The following is a 19,694-nucleotide window of genomic DNA, read 5'->3' as shown; positions in this document are numbered from 1 at the left end:
AACCCCCTACACTGCAACACATCGAAAACCACCACACTACGAGACAGCACACATGGCCAGCTCAAAAAAAGAAGCACAAAACATTCTTGAAGTTGCAATTGTTGGCGCAGGCGTATCAGGCCTGGGCATGGGCATTCAACTGCTGAAAGCAGGCGAAACCAACTTCAAAATTTTCGACAAAGGCCATGATGTGGGCGGCACCTGGCGCGACAACACGTATCCCGGTTGCGGTTGCGATGTCAAAAGCAGCCTGTACAGCTACTCCTTCGAGCCCTGGGCTGAGTGGAGCAACAGCTACGCCAAGCAAGGTGAAATTTACAAATACCTGCGCCACTGCGCCACCAAGTACGGCGTGTACCCCTATATTCAATTCAACACCAGCATCACCGGTTCAGTGTTCGACGAGCAGGCCGGTGTGTGGAACATCACCACAGCCGATGGCAAAACCATTCAGGCCCGCAATGTGGTTACTGCGGTTGGCCCATTCAGTGCACCGAAGGTGGCTGAATTCAAGGGTGCCGAAAAATTCAAAGGCAAAACCGTGCACACCGCGGCGTGGGATCATTCCGTGGAACTGGAAGGCAAGCGTGTTGGCCTGATCGGCACCGGTGCTACTGCTGTTCAGGTTGGCCCAGCCATCGCAGACAAGGTGAAAAACCTGGTGGTTTTTCAGCGCACAGCGAACTGGATTATGCCGCGCCCCGACCGCAACATTGAAGAAGCTGAAAAAGCACTGAACCGCAAAACCCCGCTGAACATGAAAATGAACCGCTTGGGTGTTTACTGGTTCAATGAACTGACTGCGCCGTTTTTGATTTTGAAGTACGACATGTTCAAGGCCCAGCCCGAGAAAATGGCCAGCAGCTATTTGGCCCGCAAAGTAAAAGACCCTGAACTGCGCAAGAAGCTGACCCCAACTTTCAAGTTCGGTTGCAAGCGCGTGTTGGTCAGTTCCGACTGGTACCCCACCATGCAGAAAGAGCATGTGCACCTGGAAACCAATGCCATTGATTGCATCACCGAGAAAGGCATTCGCACAGCCGATGGTGTGGAGCACGAACTCGATGTGATCATTTACGCCACCGGCTATGAAGTACGCCACACCGGTTCACCCATCGATGCCAAGGGCATTGGCGGCGCCAGCCTGCACGAGAAGTGGAAAGAAGGTTCAGAAGCTTACCAAGGCATATCAACCGCTGGTTTCCCCAACCTGTACTTCTTGGTGGGTCCGTTTACTGGTCCTGGTCACACATCGGTTATCGCGTATGCAGAGGCCCAAATTGGCTATGTCATTCAAGCCATCAAGCTGCGCCAAAAACGCAAGTTGAAAGCCATTTCCGTGAAACCCGAGGTTGAGCAAAAGTTTGTAAATACCATGGACTTCCGCAGCGACCACACGGTGTGGAAAAGCGGTTGTGCCAGCTGGTACCTCAGCCCCAATGGCCGAAACAACACCTTGTACCCCGGCTTGAATGCAGAGTACCGCATGCGCGTTGCGCGTTTTAATCCGGCTGAGTATGTGTTGACCGCCAGCAATGGCAAAACCGTGAAGCCCAAGGTGGCAGACCACATCAGCACTGGCTTGATGGCGATCAAGGCCGCATAAAGGCCTTAAAAACAAGCTTGGCTATTCGAAAAGAATGGCCTCAAGGCGTGCCAGTACATCGTCAATGATGTACTGCGGCACGCTTTCTTTTTTGGACGCTTTGCGCGCGCGCCAGTCAAGTGATTTCAGTTGATGGCAATACACTGCACCTTGAGTGTCAGTTCCGCAACCCATCAAGGTGACCACTGTACCGAAAGACCTGGCCGCAGCGGCTTGCCCTTGCGAAATCGGGCAGATCATGGCCAAACCAAGTTGATTGAACGTTTTACTGCTGATGACCAAACCAAAATGTGGGCCTTTCATTTCATGCCCGCTGGCCGGGTCGAATTGCAGGTGAACAATGTCACCGCGGTTTGGGGTGTAGGCCATTAGTTTTTTTCCTCGCCCACATCGGGCAAGGTGTCCCAGCCTTCGACTTTTGGAAGTTCCTCGGGCATTTCAGCCAGCAAGTCGGCCAGCCGGTATTTGGGTTTTTGAGCCACTTCAATCAGCAGTTTTTTTCCACTCAGAACCAATTCCACTTGAGATCCTTCCGATAGCTTGTTCTGTTCAACAAAAGATTTTGGAATCGTCATCACCAGCGATCCGCCTGCTTTACGTAAAGTTTGTCGCATGGAAGTTCCTGTTCATGAAAGTTTTACTGAAGTAGAACATAAAGTCCTACTTTAGTAAAACAGTAAAGTACCCTGAAAATCTATGCAGAATGGATAAAGGTATTGATATTGAAATCTAACAGGCAGACACTGGTCGTTCCCCCAAAAAAGGAGAACGCCCATGTCGACCCAAGGCACCAAAGCATCTGACCTATTTGTTCAAGCCCTCGAGGCCGAAGGTGTCAAACACATCTTCGCGGTGCCCGGCGAAGAAAACCTGGACATGGTTGAAAGCCTGCGCAACAGCAGTATCAAGCTGGTGCTGACCCGCCACGAGCAAGGGGCGGGTTTTATGGCCGCCACCTATGGGCGTTTAACAGGCCGTGCCGGTGTGTGCATGGCCACATTGGGGCCAGGTGCAACCAACTTCACCACCCCTGCTGCTTATGCACACTTGGGCGCGTTTCCGCTCATCATGATTACCGGGCAAAAGCCCATCAAGAAATCCAAGCAGGGTCAGTTTCAAATCATTGATGTGGTCAACCTGTTCGACCCGATCTGCAAAATGAGCAAGCAAATTGTTCATGGCAACACCATTCCCGCTTTGGTTCGCGAGGCATTCCGCATTGCCGAAGAAGAGCGCCCCGGTGCTGTATTGCTGGAATTGCCTGAAGACATTGCAGCAGAGCCCACCAGCGCACCGATTATTCCCCGCAGCGAAAGGCACTATGCCGTGGCCGACGATGTGGTGCTCAATGAGGCTGTTTCAATGATCCGTTCCGCCCGCATGCCTTTGGTGTTGCTGGGCGCCGGTGCAAACCGCAAGCAGGCGCGCCTGGCCTTGCAGGAATTCATTGAAACCACCGGCATTCCTTTTTTCAGCACGCAAATGGGCAAGGGTGTGGTCGACGAGGGCTCACCCCATTTCTTGGGCACCGCTGCACTGTCGGATGGTGATTATTTGCACTGCGCCATTGAGCGGGCCGACCTCATCATCAATGTGGGGCACGACGTGGTCGAGAAGCCACCGTTCTTCATGGCCGTGGGCGGTAAAAAGGTAATCCATGTGAATTACCGCGCGGCCAAGGTGGACCAGGTGTATTTTCCGCAGTGCGAAGTGGTGGGCGATGTGGCTCGCTCCGTGCAAAAACTGACCCAGAAAATTGGCGGCAAGGTGGTGTGCGATTTGGCTTACTTCAACCGCATTCGCGATGAAGTTGAACTGCACATCAAAGAAGGTGCCGACGACGACCGCTTCCCCATTATTCCCCAAAGGCTGGTGGCTGAAACCCGCCGGGCCATGGGCGCCAAAGACATCATCGCCCTGGACAACGGCATTTACAAACTGTGGTACGCCCGCAATTACAAAGCGTACGAGCCCAACACCGTGTTGCTGGACAATGCGCTGGCCACCATGGGTGCAGGCCTGCCGTCTGCCATGATGGCGGCCATGCTTTATCCCGACAGGCGGGTGATGGCCATTTGTGGCGATGGCGGCTTCATGATGAACTCGCAGGAAATTGAAACGGCTGTACGCCTGAAGATGAACCTGGTCGTTACCATTTTGAACGACAGTTCTTACGGCATGATCCGCTGGAAACAAGAGCACGCCGGCTTTGCCGATTGGGGGCTTGAGTTTGGCAACCCCGACTTTGTGAAGTATGCCGAGGCCTATGGTGCAACCGGCCACCGCGTGGGCAGTGCAGCCGACTTGGTGCCCACCTTCGACCGAGCCTTCAAAGCCGGGGGCGTGCACATTGTGGATGTGCCTGTGGACTATTCTGAAAACAAACGCGTGCTGATCGATGAATTGGCCGCAAAGGTGTGTTTGATATGAGCAACTCTACTTTGGAAGTGGTCAACCCCTATGATTTGAAGCCGATTGGCGAAGTGAAGCTGGTGGACTGGCCAACCATTGATGCCTGGTTAAACACCGCCAGTCAATTGCACAAACAACGGGCCAACTGGCTGCCCATGCACAAGCGCATCGCCATTCTGAAAAAAACTGAACAGCTTATGCAAGGCCGGTTCGATGAACTGGCTTTTCAAATCGCCAACGAAGGCGGCAAACCCTTGATAGACGCCAAGGTGGAAGTAACCCGCGCCATTGACGGCGTTGAGCTTTGCATCAAAGAACTGGGGCATTTAACCGGCACTGAAATTCCCATGGACCTGACCGCCGCAGGTTCTGGCCGCATGGCCTTTACCACCCGCGAACCCATTGGCCCCGTGGTGGCGGTGTCCGCATTCAACCACCCACTTAATTTGATTGTTCACCAAGTAGGCCCGGCCATTGCCACCGGTTGCCCTGTGCTGGTCAAACCCGCCAGCGCCACCCCCCTAAGTTGCCAGGCCTTCGTGCACATGCTGTACGAGGCTGGCTTGCCCGAAGAATGGTGCCGTTTTGCACCCTGCAAAAGCGATGTTGCCGAGCAAATGGTGACCGACCAGCGCGTGGCATTTTTCAGCTTCATTGGTTCCGGTGCGGTGGGTTGGCGGCTGAAAAGCAAACTGGCGCCCGGCACACGTTGCGCGCTTGAACATGGTGGTGTCGCCCCGGTGATTGTGGACGATTGCGCCGATCTCGATGCCATGGTTCCCGCCTTGGTCAAGGGCGGTTTTTATCACTCTGGCCAGGTGTGTGTCAGTGTTCAGCGGGTTTATGTGCCTGAAGACATGGCCACTGCTTTGGCACAAGCCATTGCCGACAAGGCTTCCCAACTGAAGGTGGGCAATGCCATTCTGGCCGACACAGAATGCGGTCCGCTGGTCAACCCGAATGAAGTCAAGCGCGTTGAGCAGTGGGTAAATGAAGCGGTAACAGGCGGTGCACAGGTGCTGTGCGGTGGCCGCAGTTTGGGCGAAACAAGTTATGCGCCCACCGTGCTGCTCAACCCACCCCGCAATGCCAAAGTCAGTACCCAGGAAGTGTTTGGCCCCGTGGTGTGTGTTTACGGCACAGAGTCACTGACCGATGCAATTGCGCAAGCCAACAGCTTGCCGGTGGCATTTCAGGCTGCGGTGTTTACCCAAAAAATAAAAGTGGCCATGCGTTGCGTGCGTGAAATTGACGCCACAGCGGTCATGGTCAACGATCACACCGCGTTTCGTGTTGATTGGATGCCATTTGCCGGTCGTCGGCAGTCGGGGTATGGGGTTGGTGGAATTGGCCACACCATGCACGACATGACACAGGAAAAGATGGCGGTCATCAAGTTGTAATTACAAAGTAAATTCAAAACACTATGGCACTAAAAAAAGTAAATCTGAGTGATGTCACCGTGCTGATCCGCACGCGCAGGCGCGAATTGGGCCTTACCCAAAAACAGTTGGGCGAGAAGCTTGGCATTGACCAGCGCACCGTGTCGTCTCTGGAGAAAAACCCGGGGTCGATCAGCGTGAACCGCTTGTTCGCCGTGCTCGACGCCTTGCAGGTCAGCATGTATTCCTCCACCGATCCTCGTGATGAAAGCAGCCTGGCCCGGCTTACTGTCGACCAGCTGTTCCGCAACGCGAAAATCGTCTAAAGCCCCCCTTGAAGGCCGGGTGCTCACCCCATCACCCGGCAAACATCACTCAAACTGATTCAATTCGCTGAAATCCAGGCGGGCAAGTAACTTCGCAAGGTTATTTGTCCCCGCTACTTTCATGGATTTCGTTCAAATTCCCGTTTTTGGTCAATCGGTCAAGCCAGGTTTGGGGCTGCGTTTTCGCGGCAACTACTGGGCATTTTTCGAGAAACGCACCGAACTGTCACCTTGGTTGGCTTTGCATCGAGAGTCGATCAATGACACTGAACTCGATGAACTGATGCTGCACGGCTTTCCGCGCACACGCACCGGCGACACCGTGGATTGCAAAGTGCTAAGTCATTTTGGATTGGTGCAGGGCGATTTGTATGCTGACGGGTTTTTCGTTGGCCGCAGCGAAAGGCAACGCACCGCCGCATTCACCGGCGATTTGCAGGTGGTCAAATTTCCGCTTTCGGCGGATCCACAAAAAGACCTGCTCAACCCCAACAGCATTTACTGGACCAACGAGGCCAAACTGCAAGCCCACCCAGTGGGCAGTGCCGAGCACGAGCGCGGAAAAGCCCTGGTTGAAATGGCCACCATTTTGCTGGCGCGCTGGCGCGAGCACGATTCACAAAACCTCGAGTTCAAGGTGAAACACCGAATTCATGAACTGTGGGAAGAAGGCAAGGCGCTTGGGCAAGGCGCGGGCGCTGCGGCCATGGGCTTTATTCAGGGGTTGTGGGATCTGATCAAGATCAGCGTGGAATTCACTGTGAATGCTGCAAAGGCCACCTGCGCGGGGTTCGAGACAATGATCAATTCCAACTTTGCACAAATTCAGCAGATGCTGATTGGTGCAGGCCTGGCAGCCTACAACACCGCGCAAGAAATGATCGCCACCTTGAAAGAGGGCATGCGCCTGTTCAACCTGATTGGCTCGGACCACCTGCTGCGCACGGGTTTGTTTGAGTTTCTTGATGGCTATTCTGAAAGCGTGCCCCACCTGCGGCGCTTGCGCAATTCGGCCACTGTGGTGGTGGCCATTGGCATTGAAGTATTGCTGGCCCTGGCCACTTTTGGCGGAAGCCTTGCCGTGGGTGCAGCGCGTGCAGGTGCCGGTGTGGCGCGTGCAGCAAGCCATGTCGGCCCCTTCACCATGGCGGCAATTCGCCACTTGGCCAATTTCGCCAAGGCGCTTGAAAAGGCACGGGCCCCCAAATTACGCGCAGAAGCGGGTACACCCACAAGCAGCCCAACTTCAAGAAAAAGCACAGCACCCGCAACTGAAAAAAATACCGAAAGCAACAAAACACCCACCCAAACTTCGCAAGGCGCAAGCACACCCAAAGTGGCCGACACCAAAACAGCGGGCGAGCCCATCAGCATGATCAACGGTGAAGAACTGTTGCAATTGCTGGATTGCTCAATGCCCGGTTTGGTGGGTTTGAACTGGCAACGCACTTACCGCAGCAGCCTGGCCGAGCAAGGCTTTAATGCAGGGCTGGGCGCCGGGTGGGCACACCCGCTTGCGCAACGCATAGAGACTGGATCGGCTGGTCTGAATTACATCGACGACGAGGGCCGCACCGTCTACTTCAAACCCCTAACTGTGGGCCAACGCTGCACCAACACCAGTGAATTTTTAACGCTGGTGCGCACGGGTGAACAGTCGTTTCAGTTACAAGCGAGCAACGGCTTGGGCCTGCGAAGGTATTTTGAACACGGTGTACTCGTGCGCATTGCCGATGCCTTTGGCAACTTCTTGCACATTGAGTACGCCGACGGAAAAGCCACACGAATTCAAAGCAGCCAAAGTACCTGGGTGCTGGGCTACAACGCACAAGGTTTTATTGAGCACCTTGTGCAAGTAGCCCAGGGTGGCAACAACCAGCTAACGCTGGTGCAATACCGTTACAACCCGCAAGGCCAACTGGTGGGTGCGGTGGATGCCGCTGGTTTTGAGGAACGTTACGCCTACAACAGCGGCAATGTGCTCACGCAGCGCACCTTGAAAAGTGGTTACAACATTTACTTCGAGTGGGAAAAGGCAGACTCGATTTCGCGTTGCGTGCGGCAGTGGGGCGACCCGGTGCAAGGGCAGCCCACCTATCGCTACCAGTTTGAATGGAGGGCATACAACACTGCCATCGACAGTCGCGGCGGTCGGCATGAATTCCAGTTCAATGCACAGGGCCTTCCCGTATTTGAAAAAGACCCCGAAGGCGGCACTACGCGCACGCGCTACAACAACAATGGGCAGGTGTTGGAGCGCGTTGATGCACTGGGTCACCGGGAGCAATTTCAATACAACAGCCACGGTTACTTGGTGGCTTACACCAACAAGCTTGGGCAGGTACACCGCTTCGAACTTAACCCGCAAGGGCAAGTGCTAAAACACACCGATGCAGCAGGCCATGTTCGCTTGAACACCTACACCCCAGAGGGTTTGCTGGCCAGCCACACCAATGCCACAGGTGCCACCACACGTTACCGCTACAACGCCCTGGGTTTGTTGTGCGAGGTGATCAACCCCTTGGGCCACAGCAGCCGGCTGTTGTACAACGCCCAAGGGCAGTTGCAGGCGCAAACCGATGCCTTGGGCAACAGCACCACTTACCAGTTTGATGCATGGGGCAGGTTGGCCAGCGTTTGCAACCCGCTGGGGCGCACCGCCGATTACGCCTACGATTTAATGGGTCGCTGCACTAGGGCCAGCAACCATGAAGGGTTGACTACGCAGTACAGCTACACCGCACTGGGGCAACTGGAATGCATCACCGACCCCACAGGCCGAAGCACGGTGTATGAATACGCCGACCGCTTAAGCCAGCCCACCGCACGAATTGATGCACAGGGCTTTACATTGCGCTACCGCTACGACAGCGAACGCAACTTGGTCGAACTTCAAAACGAAAATGGGCAAAGCTGCCATTTTGAATACGACCTGGCCGAGCGCCTGGTGAAAGAAAGCGGCTTCGATGGCCGCGTGCAAACCTACCAATACAACGCGGTGGGTTATTTGCTTGAAAAGCAAGACTGGGGTGTGCTCAATGGCAGCGCAGGCGGTGTTTACCTGGATGAAATTCCGGCTCAACCGCTGGCCTACACGCGTTACACGCGCGATGCATTGGGGCGTTTAAGCAAGGCAGTGCACAGCGATGGCGAAGAAGCTGCTTTTGCCTACAACCTTCAGGGTCAGCTGATAGAGGCCAACAACGCACACCGAACACTTTCATGGGAAGTAGATGCTGAAGGCCGTGTGCTGGCCGAGCTGCAAGGCCAACATCGCATTGAACACCAATACAACCCGGCGGGCTGGTTAAAGCAAAGCAGTTGGGGTGCCATGGCAGGCGGCGCAATTGCCGCGGCCAATTTGGCATACCAATACAATGCCCTCGGCTTGTTGGGTGAAATCAGTTTCAATGGCGAATTACTGGCGCAGTTTGAGCGCGACACCCTCGGCCGTGAAGTGGTGCGCAAGCTGGGCAATCAAGTTCACACCCAAAGCCTGTACGACCCACAGGGCAGGTTGGTGGGGCAGGTTAACCGGCGTGAAAAAGCGGGCGACCTTTCACCCACTGTTTCCCGCAGGCGTTACTGCTACAACCAGCGCAACCAACTGGTGCGCATTGACGACCAAGGCCACGGCACCAGCCTGTACCACTACGACTTGCTGGATCGCTTGCGCGTGGTGGAAGGCCCCAACCCCGAAGCGTTTTTGTTCGATCCCGCCAGCAACCTGCTGGAAGCACTCGATGGGCAAGAAGCTACCGATGCACAGGCCAGCAAAGCCCTGCCCGAGCCCACAAGCCCCAATGCCCGAAGGCCACAACAAACGCCGGGCAATCGCTTAAAGCGCCAGGGCAACAGGCGCTTTAATTATGATGCGCGCGGCAACCGCATTGAAGAAATTATTGAGCGTGGCGCACGCCAGGGGCAGGTAACACGCTACCGCTACAACGCCCAAAACCAGCTTGTTGAAGTGAATGTGGCGGGGGCTGTAACCCGCTATGCCTATGACGCCCTGGGCAGGCGTATTTCAAAAACCAGCGAGGGTGGCACCACCACCTTTTTCTGGAATGGCGATGTGCTTTTGGGTGAGGTGGGCAGCAACGGTTCCCGCGCTTATCTGTTCGAACCATTCAGCTTCAAACCGCTTGCACTGGTTCAAAACGGTGAAGTGTTTCACTACCACACCGACCACATTGGCACGCCGCGAGAAATCACAAACAGCAAAGCCGAAGTGGTGTGGTCTGCCCGGTTTAAAACCTACGGCGCACTGGCCCTTGCAGCCGTGACCGAAGTGAACAACCCCTTGCGGTTTCAGGGGCAATACCACGACGAAGAAACAGGGCTACACTACAACAGACACAGGTACTACGACCCCGAATGCGGCCAGTTCACCACGCAAGACCCGATTGGTTTGCTGGGTGGAATGAATGCCTACCAGTACGCACCGAACCCGCTGACGTGGGTGGATCCGTGGGGGTTGAGTTGTAAGGAAAGTAGTCAAGTTACCTCGGAGCGTTCAGCTTTTGTTCGCATGGCTGAAAACTCTCGTGATCCAGATTTCAGAAATCTTAATCATTCGATTAATGAGCGCGCATTATTGGCTAAAGAACGAGAGATTGCCAAAGCTGCAAATTGGAAAAAGCCTGATGGAAGCACCTGGTGGCCTCCATATGATGGTGCAATTCCCGGGACTCAACAGACTATTACTCTGGACCGCGGTGTGGTCATTGACAGATATGGTCGTACTTCTGGAACGTTCGTGTCACCAGGGGGGGTGCCGTTGGGGTCTCGAGCTCTAGCTAGTGCGCCTACTGTAGATCCAAATGTGTATGATGTGCTCTCTCCTATTAAGGATGTGGAGGCAGCCAAGATTGCGCCTTGGTTTGATCAGCCTGGATTAGGGACGCAATACAAGCTTCCAAGCTCAGTACAAAACTATTTAGATCAAGATATTCTTGGGAGTCGTTGAGAATGTGGACAACTGATTTACTGGAAAAGTTTTTCAATAAAAACGGAGTAAGCCCAGCCTCTTACGCTTTCTATTCGACAAAGGAGGATGCTTTTTCAATTCTTAGAGATAAGGACCATTGGAGAATCGTATATGTCGAGAGAGGTGCGCAGAATGTCTTAGGTTTTGCGGACAGCGAGTCCCAAGCCTTAAACCTTCTCAAACTTTTTGTTTTGGAATCTGAGAGGGGGTTTAAGTAAATTAATTTCTTGCACAACAGAAATTAATCACTGTGAATCGCCCCGAGTTAACTAGACACTCATTGGCTTGGCCACCCAACTCTCAGAACGCAATCCCGACACCCTGGAAAACTCACGCAAATTGTTTGTGACCATGATCAGTCCCTGGCTGCGTGCGTGCCCTGCAATCATCACATCGTACGAGCCTATAGGGGTTCCACATCTCGCGAGTTCGGCTTTTATTTGCGCGGTTTGTATTGCAGCCACCTTGTCATATTCCAGCACATCAAGGCGCGCCATGAAGCCTTCGATAACGTTCAGGTTTCGTTCCACGTTACTCGACTTTTCTGCGCCGAAGACCAGTTCCATTGCAGTAATAGCACTAATGCAGAACTGGCCGTAATGATGCGCGAATGCGCGTTTAACTTCAGCAGGTTGGTTTTTTATCGCGTAAATCAGGTGTTGGTGTCGAGCATGTACTTCAACATCAAAATGATTCTCTTTCTTGTGGTTCAGGCTGATCTCGATCCGGCATGAAGTCATTGGTCACCCCCGGACCGTTGAACCAACTGTCCCATGATTCACCTGCCGGTGAAATGATACGAGTCCGGCCCATTCCAGTAACGTCGACAAATTTAAGATCTGCAGGAAAAGCCAATGCTTTGGGCAGACGCACCGCTTGGGTGCCGCTTCTCTTGAGTACTTTTGATTTCTTCATAAAAACATCATTGGACATGCACGGCAATGTCGCAATGTAAGTACCACCAATAATCCCGTCAACTCTCCCATTCACCCACCCGTTATTACCTCAATCGCCAACGTTCCGAGGTAGTACCCATGAAGTTCTTTAAAATCTTAAGCGCAGCACTAGGCACATTCGCATTCACCAGCGCTGCATTCGCCTGGAGTGGTGGTGACTATGGCTATTGGGAGCGCAGCAAACAAGAATATTGGGATGGTCCTTGTCGCGTCAAAATTGAATCAAAACCTTACGAGTACAAGAAAGAAGTGAAGTGCGAAGATGGTTTTTCACCTGTGGCCGATGCGCCCTGGAAAGAGGAATATCAAGACGGTGAATGCAGGGTTAAACGCGAGGCGAAGTACGACGAGTTCAAAGAAGAAATCAAGTGCCGTTGATTTTTTTCAATATGTTGCGAAGTGACAGGACAGCGGTCGCTACAACAGCGGGTGCGGTGTCATTCATGTTCATGGCGCGCATGCACTTTTCCAGCCAGTCAGGCTTGTCCAGCAGTTTACCAATTGCCTTTTCAAGGTCTTGTCGAATGCTCGCACCGTAGGCAGTTTCAGCCTTGGTGCATGCTTTTGCAAATGCGTCGTGCGCTGGCTTCATCATGGCCAAGTCAATCAGATCACGATTGAATACGCCTTCATCTGCCCAACGGTCTGAGTTCGCCAGCAATTTGCTTGCAACCAGGTCAACACTGCTTAAGGCTGTAACGCCACACACCGTGTCATCGTCGCTTGGCGTATCAAACTCAATTCGACCTTCCAGCACAATTTCAAATTTAATCATGTGCTGCCCCAAGCCAATCGCAGTTCGAATACCGTATTGATCTGCTCGCACTTCACGCAACTGGGACACTAGGGTGGTGTTGTCTTTAAAGAGTACCAGCACATTTCCAGACTCTCGCACCAATGTACGCATTGTTCTGTAACTCGGCACATCAGAAACCATGAAATCAATATCCACTGATTCCCGGTACTCTCCATATTGCAGCGCGATCGCAGTGCCGCCGCCGAAATAGCAACAGTGGGCTTTCAACAACTCTGCATTCATCAAACGAAGCACTTGCTCAATGGCTTGGTGGTGTGTGCGTTTAAACATTCAAATGTCGTCCTTTGAGTCAGGTTCAAACGTCGCACGCAGTTGATCAATCAACTTTCTTTCTTTCGCAGAAACTGCTGTTTCATCAACATGCCGCCAGTTGCGTACATAAATGTCCCAAGCCTGTCGCGGTGTAAGCCAATCCGTGCCCTGCACATGCCAGGCCAGCAGTTTCAGTTGTGGATATTTTTTTAAATCGATGTTGTCGGAAACCGTATTGGCCGCAGCGGTACCCTTTGCAATAATTCCGCACGTCAAGCCCAAGGCAGCAACCACTGCCCAATAGGCCCCGGCAGCCACAGAGGCTTCGCCCAGTTCAATTCGGTGCAAGGTCGTGCGGGAAAGGCCGGCAGCAGTAGCCACCGCATCGGCACTTAGCTTATTGGCCTTGCGGTGTTGCTTCAATTGTTGCCCCAAGGCTAGCAATTGCTCGCGGGGCGCTGAGGTTTTTAAATCAAATTTGGCTGGCATTGTGTTTCCCATTCTATACAAAAATCAAATTTTGTATAGAACCAGAAACAAATTGTGGTTTATTCCACTGAAAAGCTTGATCCACAACCACAGGTGCTTTTGGCCTGCGGGTTGTTAAACACAAAGCGTGAGGCCAGGGTGTGGGCTTCGTAGTCAATGGTGGTGCCTTCCAGGTAGGGCGCGCTTACCTGGTCTACATAAATGTGAATGTAAGGGTTGATTTCCACCAGAATGTCGTCCTCGTCCGTTTCCTTCGCAAGGTCGATCTTGTACTCAAAGCCAGAACAACCGCCCCCTTGCACGTACAGGCGAATCATCGCCGGTTTGTGCATGTTGTCGCGCAAATCCAGAATTCGTTCCTGGGCTGCGTCGGTCAAGGCAATGTTACAAGTGGGGGTTGCTGCTTCAATAGTCATGTCAAATCAGGTCGGTTTCCGCTTTCTCGGTCTCGCAACTGGAAATTCTCCAACTGCCGTCCGGGCGCTTCTGCAATACGTAGTATACGTTCCAAAGCGTTTTCTGGCGGTCAATCATCTGCACCGCGTGTAGTGCATTCATTCCATCGGTCTCAAACTTCACAAAGCGAACCGAGGCAGGGCGATACACCACATCATAGCCGTCGCGCACCATTTGCATAAAGGTATCGGCATCGCCAAACATGGTTTGAATATTGGGGGTTGCGTAAGAAAAGGCCTTGGGGCCATCGCCTTGTTTAAAGGCTTCAAGTTGGGCTTCGATTACTGCGCGGGTTTCTTTCTTGTCGTCTGCTTCACTGGCGTGGGTCAGGCTGGTTGTAAAGGCAGCGGTTAAAACACTTGCGAAAATTATCAGCCAGATTTTCCATATTCGTTGTCGAAAGCTGTTTTCTTTGTCGAACTGCAATTTCTTGTTGCTATTTGAGGGGGGGCGAGAAGAACTGTCACTTGGCATTTGCGAACTACCTGAGCAAATTTAGGAATTTTTAGTTTGCATGGAAATGCGAATCTTCGCAAGCCAGAAAATACAAAGGGCAGGCTCTAAAGCAGGCCTGCCCTTTTGCAGTTAAGCCTTTTTAAAACAGAGGCTTAGGTGCCAATAATCCCGCCGTCTGTGCGGCGTACAACAATTGTGCCCGAGCGTGGGCGGCTTGCTGTCGCGCCGTCAGGCCATGTTGAAAAAGCAGTGGGGTCAGCAATCAACTCTGCCTCTGTGTAGCGGGCGCCGGTTGCCGGGTTAATGGCGTTGGGGTGGCTGCCCACTTCGCCGGGGTGTTGAATGTCAACAAACATGGTACGCATGTCGGGTGTCCAGGTTACGCCGGTAACCTCGCAGCCAGACGGGCCCACCAAGAAGCGCTGTACAGTGCCCTCGTCCAGATCGGCCACCAGCATTTGGTTGTTGCCATGCCCCGCAAATGCATTCACGTTGCTGAAGTTGCCATCGGTTTGCACCCACAGGCGACCCAAACGGTCAAACTGCAAGCCGTCTGGGCTGTTGAACAGCTCCTGACCAGCATCGCCAGCCAGCAGGAAGATGTTCCAGTCAAATGTTGTGCCAGTGGCATCTTCATTCGTTTCATTGATGCGAATGATGTGGCCATAAATGTTGTTGGCGCGTGGATTGGCCTCGTCCACCTGGCCAGCCGTACGGGCACTGTTGTTGGTCATGGTGACAAATACTTCACCAGGCTTCTTGGGGTTGGCGGCTACCCATTCCGGGCGGTCCATGCGGGTTGCGCCCACCGCTGTCGCGGCTTGGCGCGTGCGCACCAACAAATCGCCTTGGTTCAAAAAGCCGTCTGCTGCGGTCAGGCCTGGGTTGCCGAATACCAATGGAATCCATGTGCCCACACCCACGCCGTCGCCAGCGGTGCCGTCGTCGTTAAACTGGGCCACGTACAAAGTACCTGCGTCCAGAATGTCGGCGTTGGCGGCCATGTTGTCCTCGTCGAACGCAGCATCGGAAACAAACTTGTATACGTACTCAAAACGCTCGTCGCAGCCCATGTAAACCACCACTTTCTTCGTGGTTGGGTCAATCACCAGTTCTGCGTTTTCGTGTTTGAAGCGACCCAGTGCAGTGCGCTTTTTGGGAGTGCTGGCGGGGCGGAATGGGTCGATCTCTACAACCCAGCCGTGACGATTGGGTTCGTTGCGGTTGGCATTCATGTCAAAGCGAGGGTCGCTTTCGTGCCAACGGTAGCCAAATCCGTTGGAATTCAAACCATAACGTGCCTCCAGCGCGTTGGGCGTGAATGCACCATTCGCGCCAAAGTAGCCGTTGAAGTTTTCTTCACAAGTAATGTAAGTGCCCCAAGGGGTTTGACCTGCGCCACAGTTGTTCAAGGTGCCCAATACACGGGTGCCTGTTGGGTCGGCTGCGGTTTGCAGCAAAACATTGCCGCGGGCTGGGCCGGTAATGTCAATGGGCGTGTTGCCATGAATACGGCGGTTGAATGTGGAGTTGCGGTTTACTGTCCAGGTGCCGTTGCTGTTGCGCATCACCTCGATGATCGATACACCGTGTGCGGCCTGACCCTTGCGCGCATCTTCAAAAGTGAAGGCCACTGAAGAGTCACTTACCAGCTTGTCGTAGTAGTACTCGGCATTGATATACTCGTGGTTGATACACAGCAGGCCTACATCGTTGCGTTCGCTACCATCCGAATTGCGGAACGGGAAAAAGTTGATAGCATCATGGTTGTCGCCGCTTTGCTGTTCTGCCACGGCAGATGTTTCGCTCAGGTCGCCTGCAAATTCCGGTGAGCCGGCCACGCAGGGATCGCCCCAGCGATAGAGAATTTCAGCCACATAGCCATCGGGCACCACCACAGTGTCGCCAGACGATGCAGCAGCTGCAGCAAAAGCCACTTCGGTGTTGGCAGGTGCCGTTGCAGCAACCGAACCGTCAGACCCACAGGCGTTCAAACCAAAAATTGACAACGCTGCAAGACCAGCACCACTTTTCAACACATTGCGACGGCCCTGGTTCACCTTGATCGCACGTTCTACGATCTCGGTCAGGCTCAATTCCTTGGCGGTGTTTACACCAATGTCTTCCGGTTCAAGTTTGTATGACATCTCTCAACTCTCTAAAGTTATTTGATTGAAAAAGCACGCGTATCTAATCGCGTTTTGTATGCAGAAATGTGACAAACCGGCCGAGCAGGGCAATGTCATAAAAATTTCAAAAATAACGGGGAAAGTAAGGCGTTTAGTCGCATGTCTGTCGATGACATGACGCGACAAAACCTAATTTGAATCCATGCGGAGTGCGGGTGGGTACAATTAGATCAAACCGGCTTTTTCGGAGTAGTTTCAGTGGCAGCACCAATCAAACAGGTCATCGTGGCGGCAATTTGCGCGCTTCCCTCTCTTGCTGCGGCACAAGTCAGTGCGGTTACCACCACAGCCACGCCAACCCCCATGCGTTGGGTGATCAATGTGGGCAGCGATTCTTCAGGCCTTGTGCCCAGCGGCATGGTGCAGCAACTTCAATCCACGCTTGGCGTGCCCGTAAAAATGGTTCGCCCCTTGCTGCAACCCAACAGCTACCTGGTTGAAATGCAAAGCCTGCCCGTGCTGGGCAGCCTGCAAACGCCACAAGCCATTCGCGCAGCGCTTCAAGCCCTGCCGGGGGTGCGTTTTGCAAGTCCTGATATTCAATTGCAGCGCACAGCGGTGCCCGCCCCGAACGACGGCGCCTACGCCACAAATCAAGCCAGTTACATGAACACTGGCGCGTACGCCTCGCTGCGCATGCAAGACGTGTGGGAACAAACCCGTGGCAGCAGCAACGTGGTGATTGCAGTGCTCGATTCAGGCGTGTTGTTTGACAACCCCGAGCTGAAAGGCCGGCTGCTTCCCGGTTACGACTTTGTCAGCCGCGTAACCCCGCCCACGGGGGCACGCGAAAGCGGTACCGTATTCGATTCAGGTTCCAATGATGGCGATGGCCGCGATCCCGATCCGTCTGATCCCGGCGATGCGCCACCCCCCGGCTTTAATTGCCCCGATGGGTCAACCACCAGTTCCTGGCATGGCACCACCGTGGCCTCTGTGGCGGCCGCGCAGTCGAACAACGGGCAATTTCTGGCTGGTATGGATTGGAATGCCAAGGTGCTTCCAGTGCGGGTTTCTGGCCGGTGTGGTATTGCCACCAGTTCGGATATTGTCGATGCCTTTTACTGGGCCACCGGTTCTGGCCGGGTTGACCCCACCATCGGCGTGAACCCCAACCCTGCCAATGTCATCAACTTAAGTTTTGCCACCGATACACCCTTGTTCGGTGGCGGTTGCGCCACCAATGACATGGTGGCCCAAGCCATTGCCGACGCACGGGCACGCAATGTGTCGGTGGTGGTGTCAGCAGGCAACAATTCGGGTGGCGCAGTGCAGTACCCTGCCAACTGCGCGGGCACCATTGCCGCCGGCGCGGCAGAGCAAGACGGACAACTGGCCAATTATTCGGCCAAAGGCGGCAGCAGCAGCTTCTTGACCCTGCATGCACCGGGCAATGCCAACGGCCTGTATGTGGGCGCCAGCAACACCGGTACTTCTACCCCCAACCCGAATGGCAGCACCACATTTTTGTTTGCAGGCACCAGTTTTTCGGCACCCATGGTGGCGGGCGCCATTTCCCTGCTCAAGGCGGCGCGCCCCAGTTTAACGCCCAGCCAAATCGACACACTGTTGCGCAACAATGCCTTGCCTTATCCAGCCAATGCCAGCAATTCGGTTGGTTTGTTCGGTCGTCTCGACTGCACCCCCACCGCCTGTGGGGCAGGTTTGCTTAACCCCTTGGCCGCAATCAATGCCGCCCGAGGCCTAAGCAACCCCTTGCCCGTCGCCAATGTGCCGCAATCGGCAGTGGTAGCCAGCAATGGGCCATTTATCCTGAATGCCGATTTGTCCACCAACAGTGCAGGTGGCAGCGCCAACCTTAGCTACCGCTGGCAACAGGTGTTCGGCAACCCGGTGGTGCTGGCTGGCACCACAAGCAGCAGCTTGCAAGTGCAGTCGGGCATGGCAGGCAATATTGCTGAATTTGCACTCACCGTAACCGACACAGCCACCAACCGCAGCAACACCAGCGTGGTTCGCCTGGCCAATGCTAGCGAGAATGAGCGTACTTTCACGCCCAGCGGCAGCCCTGTAGGCGGGGGCACCGGCACGGGTGAGGCTGGCTCTGGTGGGTCTGTCACTCCGGCGCCCACTTCGGTAAGCGCTGGCGGTGGTGGCGGCGGTGGAAGCGTGGGGTTGGCCGGACTGTTGGGGCTAGGCATCTTCCTCGCGCTTTGGCGCCGCTTGTACGGGGTGAACTGACCAAGTTGGGATAGAATCTGGAAAACCTTGGTCATACCTAACCCCATAAGCAGCCAAGAGATTCCATGTCCAACCCCTTACAGCACCAAGACAATCACGCCATTCGGTGGGAATACGCCTCCGTTGTTGGCATTCTGGCCATTTGGGCCAGCATGTTGTCGCTAAAAATAGGCGTGGGCCTTATTGCGGGCCTGGCCATTTTTGCGCTGACCCGCTTCACCCGCCGGGGCTTCGTGCACTTGTTGCAACCCCACATCAACAAATTCAACGGCCCCTTCATGCGCGGGCTGTTTGGCTGGCTGCCTACTTTTCTCACCACCGCAGTGGTGGCCGCAGCCGTGGTGCTACTGGGCATTGGGCTAAACAGCGGTGTCCGGTTTGTGCTGGCCACCATGGCCCAGCAAGGCCCGCAATTGGTCGAAGAAGCCCTGCGCAACTTGAACTCGGTGACCGCCAGCTTGCCCCAGGCAATCAAAGAACACATTCCCGGCAAGCCCAGTGAACTGTTCCGCATGATCAGCAAAGACGACAGCGATTTCGTGGGCTATGTGCGCAGCTTCGGCGGTGCCAGCTTCTTCATCTTCCTGCAGTTTGTGTTTGCACTTATTCTGGGTGTGTCTGCCGCTTTAATGGCACCCGCTTCACCGGGGCAGCGCGGCCCTTACAAACCCCTGGCGCAGGCCTGGCTTGAAACGCTTGAACGCTATGTGCGCTGTTTCACCCTGCTCATGGGCGCGCAGGTGTATGTCAGCATCTGGAACACCTTCTGCACCGCCGTGTTTGTGTACGGCATTTTGCCCGCATTCGATGTGGTGCTGCCTTTCCGCGAACTGCTGCTGATGTTCACGGCCGTGGCCAGCCTCATTCCGGCCGCAGGCAACATCATGGCCAACACCCTTATTCTGGTGCTCACCATTCGCTACGGCGTTTTCGTGGCCATGGGTTCAGTCATGTACCTGTTCATCATTCACAAACTTGAATACTTTGTGAACGGCTACATCATTGGCCGCAACGTGCGCGCCAGCGTGCCTGAAATGCTCATCGCCATTATTCTCGGCGAAGTGGCCTTCGGCTTGCCCGGGCTGATTACCGCGCCAGTCACCTATGCATTCCTTAAAATGCACTGGCAACGGTGGGGGTGGGTTTGAGTTTTATTCAACG

Annotated in this window: 17 protein-coding genes; 8 read left to right on the top strand and 9 right to left on the bottom strand. The window is 54.2% G+C overall.

The features are described from left to right. Positions 1–52: 52 nt before the first annotated feature. Complete coding sequence (locus tag FCS97_RS01480; RefSeq protein ID WP_138515955.1) at positions 53–1,606, top strand: flavin-containing monooxygenase; 1,554 nt, start codon at positions 53–55, stop codon at positions 1,604–1,606. A gap of 21 nt (positions 1,607–1,627) precedes the next feature. Here the strand turns inward: FCS97_RS01480 and FCS97_RS01475 are convergent, their stop codons facing one another. After that, entirely contained in the window at positions 1,628–1,975 is a 348-nt protein-coding gene (locus FCS97_RS01475; RefSeq protein WP_138515953.1) for a type II toxin-antitoxin system PemK/MazF family toxin, read from the bottom strand. After that, entirely contained in the window at positions 1,975–2,220 is a 246-nt protein-coding gene (locus tag FCS97_RS01470; RefSeq protein ID WP_138515951.1) for an AbrB/MazE/SpoVT family DNA-binding domain-containing protein, read from the bottom strand. Before FCS97_RS01470 ends, FCS97_RS01475 begins: the two co-directional genes overlap by 1 nt. A 160-nt stretch (positions 2,221–2,380) precedes the next feature. Here FCS97_RS01470 and FCS97_RS01465 point away from each other — a divergent pair, with 160 nt between their 5' ends. The 4 genes from FCS97_RS01465 to FCS97_RS01450 all read left to right on the top strand — a co-directional run bounded on the left by FCS97_RS01465 (position 2,381) and on the right by FCS97_RS01450 (position 10,695). Then, a complete protein-coding gene (locus FCS97_RS01465) occupies positions 2,381–4,036 on the top strand; it encodes an acetolactate synthase large subunit (protein WP_138515949.1) in 1,656 nt (551 codons plus the stop codon). Next, complete coding sequence (locus tag FCS97_RS01460) at positions 4,033–5,421, top strand: aldehyde dehydrogenase family protein (RefSeq protein WP_138515947.1); 1,389 nt, start codon at positions 4,033–4,035, stop codon at positions 5,419–5,421. Before FCS97_RS01465 ends, FCS97_RS01460 begins: the two co-directional genes overlap by 4 nt. Before the next feature lie 23 nt (positions 5,422–5,444). Beyond that, positions 5,445–5,726 (top strand): helix-turn-helix domain-containing protein, encoded by a 282-nt coding sequence (locus FCS97_RS01455; protein ID WP_138515945.1) that lies wholly within the window; start codon positions 5,445–5,447, stop codon positions 5,724–5,726. 121 nt (positions 5,727–5,847) lie between these two features. Next, positions 5,848–10,695, top strand: coding sequence for an RHS repeat-associated core domain-containing protein (locus tag FCS97_RS01450; RefSeq protein ID WP_138515943.1), 4,848 nt, complete (start codon positions 5,848–5,850; stop codon positions 10,693–10,695). A gap of 290 nt (positions 10,696–10,985) precedes the next feature. Here FCS97_RS01450 and vapC read toward each other — a convergent pair whose 3' ends face one another. Continuing rightward, positions 10,986–11,456 carry a tRNA(fMet)-specific endonuclease VapC gene (gene vapC, locus FCS97_RS01445; RefSeq protein WP_342776942.1) on the bottom strand — a complete coding sequence of 157 codons (471 nt, stop codon included), beginning with the start codon at positions 11,454–11,456 and terminating at the stop codon, positions 10,986–10,988. Next, a complete protein-coding gene (gene vapB, locus FCS97_RS01440) occupies positions 11,401–11,649 on the bottom strand; it encodes a type II toxin-antitoxin system VapB family antitoxin (RefSeq protein WP_281283825.1) in 249 nt (82 codons plus the stop codon). Before vapB ends, vapC begins: the two co-directional genes overlap by 56 nt. A 101-nt stretch (positions 11,650–11,750) precedes the next feature. Here vapB and FCS97_RS01435 point away from each other — a divergent pair, with 101 nt between their 5' ends. Continuing rightward, positions 11,751–12,050: a hypothetical protein gene (locus FCS97_RS01435; RefSeq protein ID WP_138515941.1), complete on the top strand. Its 300-nt coding sequence runs from the start codon at positions 11,751–11,753 to the stop codon at positions 12,048–12,050. Here the strand turns inward: FCS97_RS01435 and FCS97_RS01430 are convergent. The 5 genes from FCS97_RS01430 to FCS97_RS01410 form a co-directional block, all read right to left on the bottom strand. After that, positions 12,037–12,759: a nucleotidyl transferase AbiEii/AbiGii toxin family protein gene (locus FCS97_RS01430; protein ID WP_138515939.1), complete on the bottom strand. Its 723-nt coding sequence runs from the start codon at positions 12,757–12,759 to the stop codon at positions 12,037–12,039. The genes FCS97_RS01435 and FCS97_RS01430 overlap by 14 nt on opposite strands. Next, positions 12,760–13,230: a helix-turn-helix domain-containing protein gene (locus FCS97_RS01425; RefSeq protein WP_138515937.1), complete on the bottom strand. Its 471-nt coding sequence runs from the start codon at positions 13,228–13,230 to the stop codon at positions 12,760–12,762. Between the two features lie 59 nt (positions 13,231–13,289). After that, the gene (locus FCS97_RS01420) at positions 13,290–13,646 is read right to left on the bottom strand and encodes a HesB/IscA family protein (protein WP_138515935.1); all 357 of its coding nucleotides are present in this window, start codon (positions 13,644–13,646) and stop codon (positions 13,290–13,292) included. 1 nt (position 13,647) lies between these two features. Then, positions 13,648–14,112, bottom strand: coding sequence for a DUF4864 domain-containing protein (locus FCS97_RS01415; RefSeq protein ID WP_171035123.1), 465 nt, complete (start codon positions 14,110–14,112; stop codon positions 13,648–13,650). A 182-nt stretch (positions 14,113–14,294) separates the two neighbouring features. Further along, positions 14,295–16,289, bottom strand: coding sequence for a PhoX family protein (locus FCS97_RS01410; RefSeq protein ID WP_138515930.1), 1,995 nt, complete (start codon positions 16,287–16,289; stop codon positions 14,295–14,297). A 240-nt stretch (positions 16,290–16,529) separates the two neighbouring features. Between FCS97_RS01410 and FCS97_RS01405 the strand changes: the two genes are divergently transcribed. Continuing rightward, complete coding sequence (locus FCS97_RS01405) at positions 16,530–18,533, top strand: S8 family peptidase (protein ID WP_138515928.1); 2,004 nt, start codon at positions 16,530–16,532, stop codon at positions 18,531–18,533. Between the two features lie 65 nt (positions 18,534–18,598). Further along, positions 18,599–19,681 carry an AI-2E family transporter gene (locus FCS97_RS01400; RefSeq protein ID WP_138515926.1) on the top strand — a complete coding sequence of 361 codons (1,083 nt, stop codon included), beginning with the start codon at positions 18,599–18,601 and terminating at the stop codon, positions 19,679–19,681. Positions 19,682–19,694 lie beyond the last annotated feature (13 nt).

This window comes from Limnobacter alexandrii, from assembly GCF_005871185.1.
In the GTDB taxonomy this organism is placed as follows: Bacteria; Pseudomonadota; Gammaproteobacteria; order Burkholderiales; family Burkholderiaceae_B; genus Limnobacter; species Limnobacter alexandrii.
The sequence above is the reverse complement of the archived record's forward strand: the minus strand, read 5'-3'. Positions and strand labels throughout refer to the sequence as shown.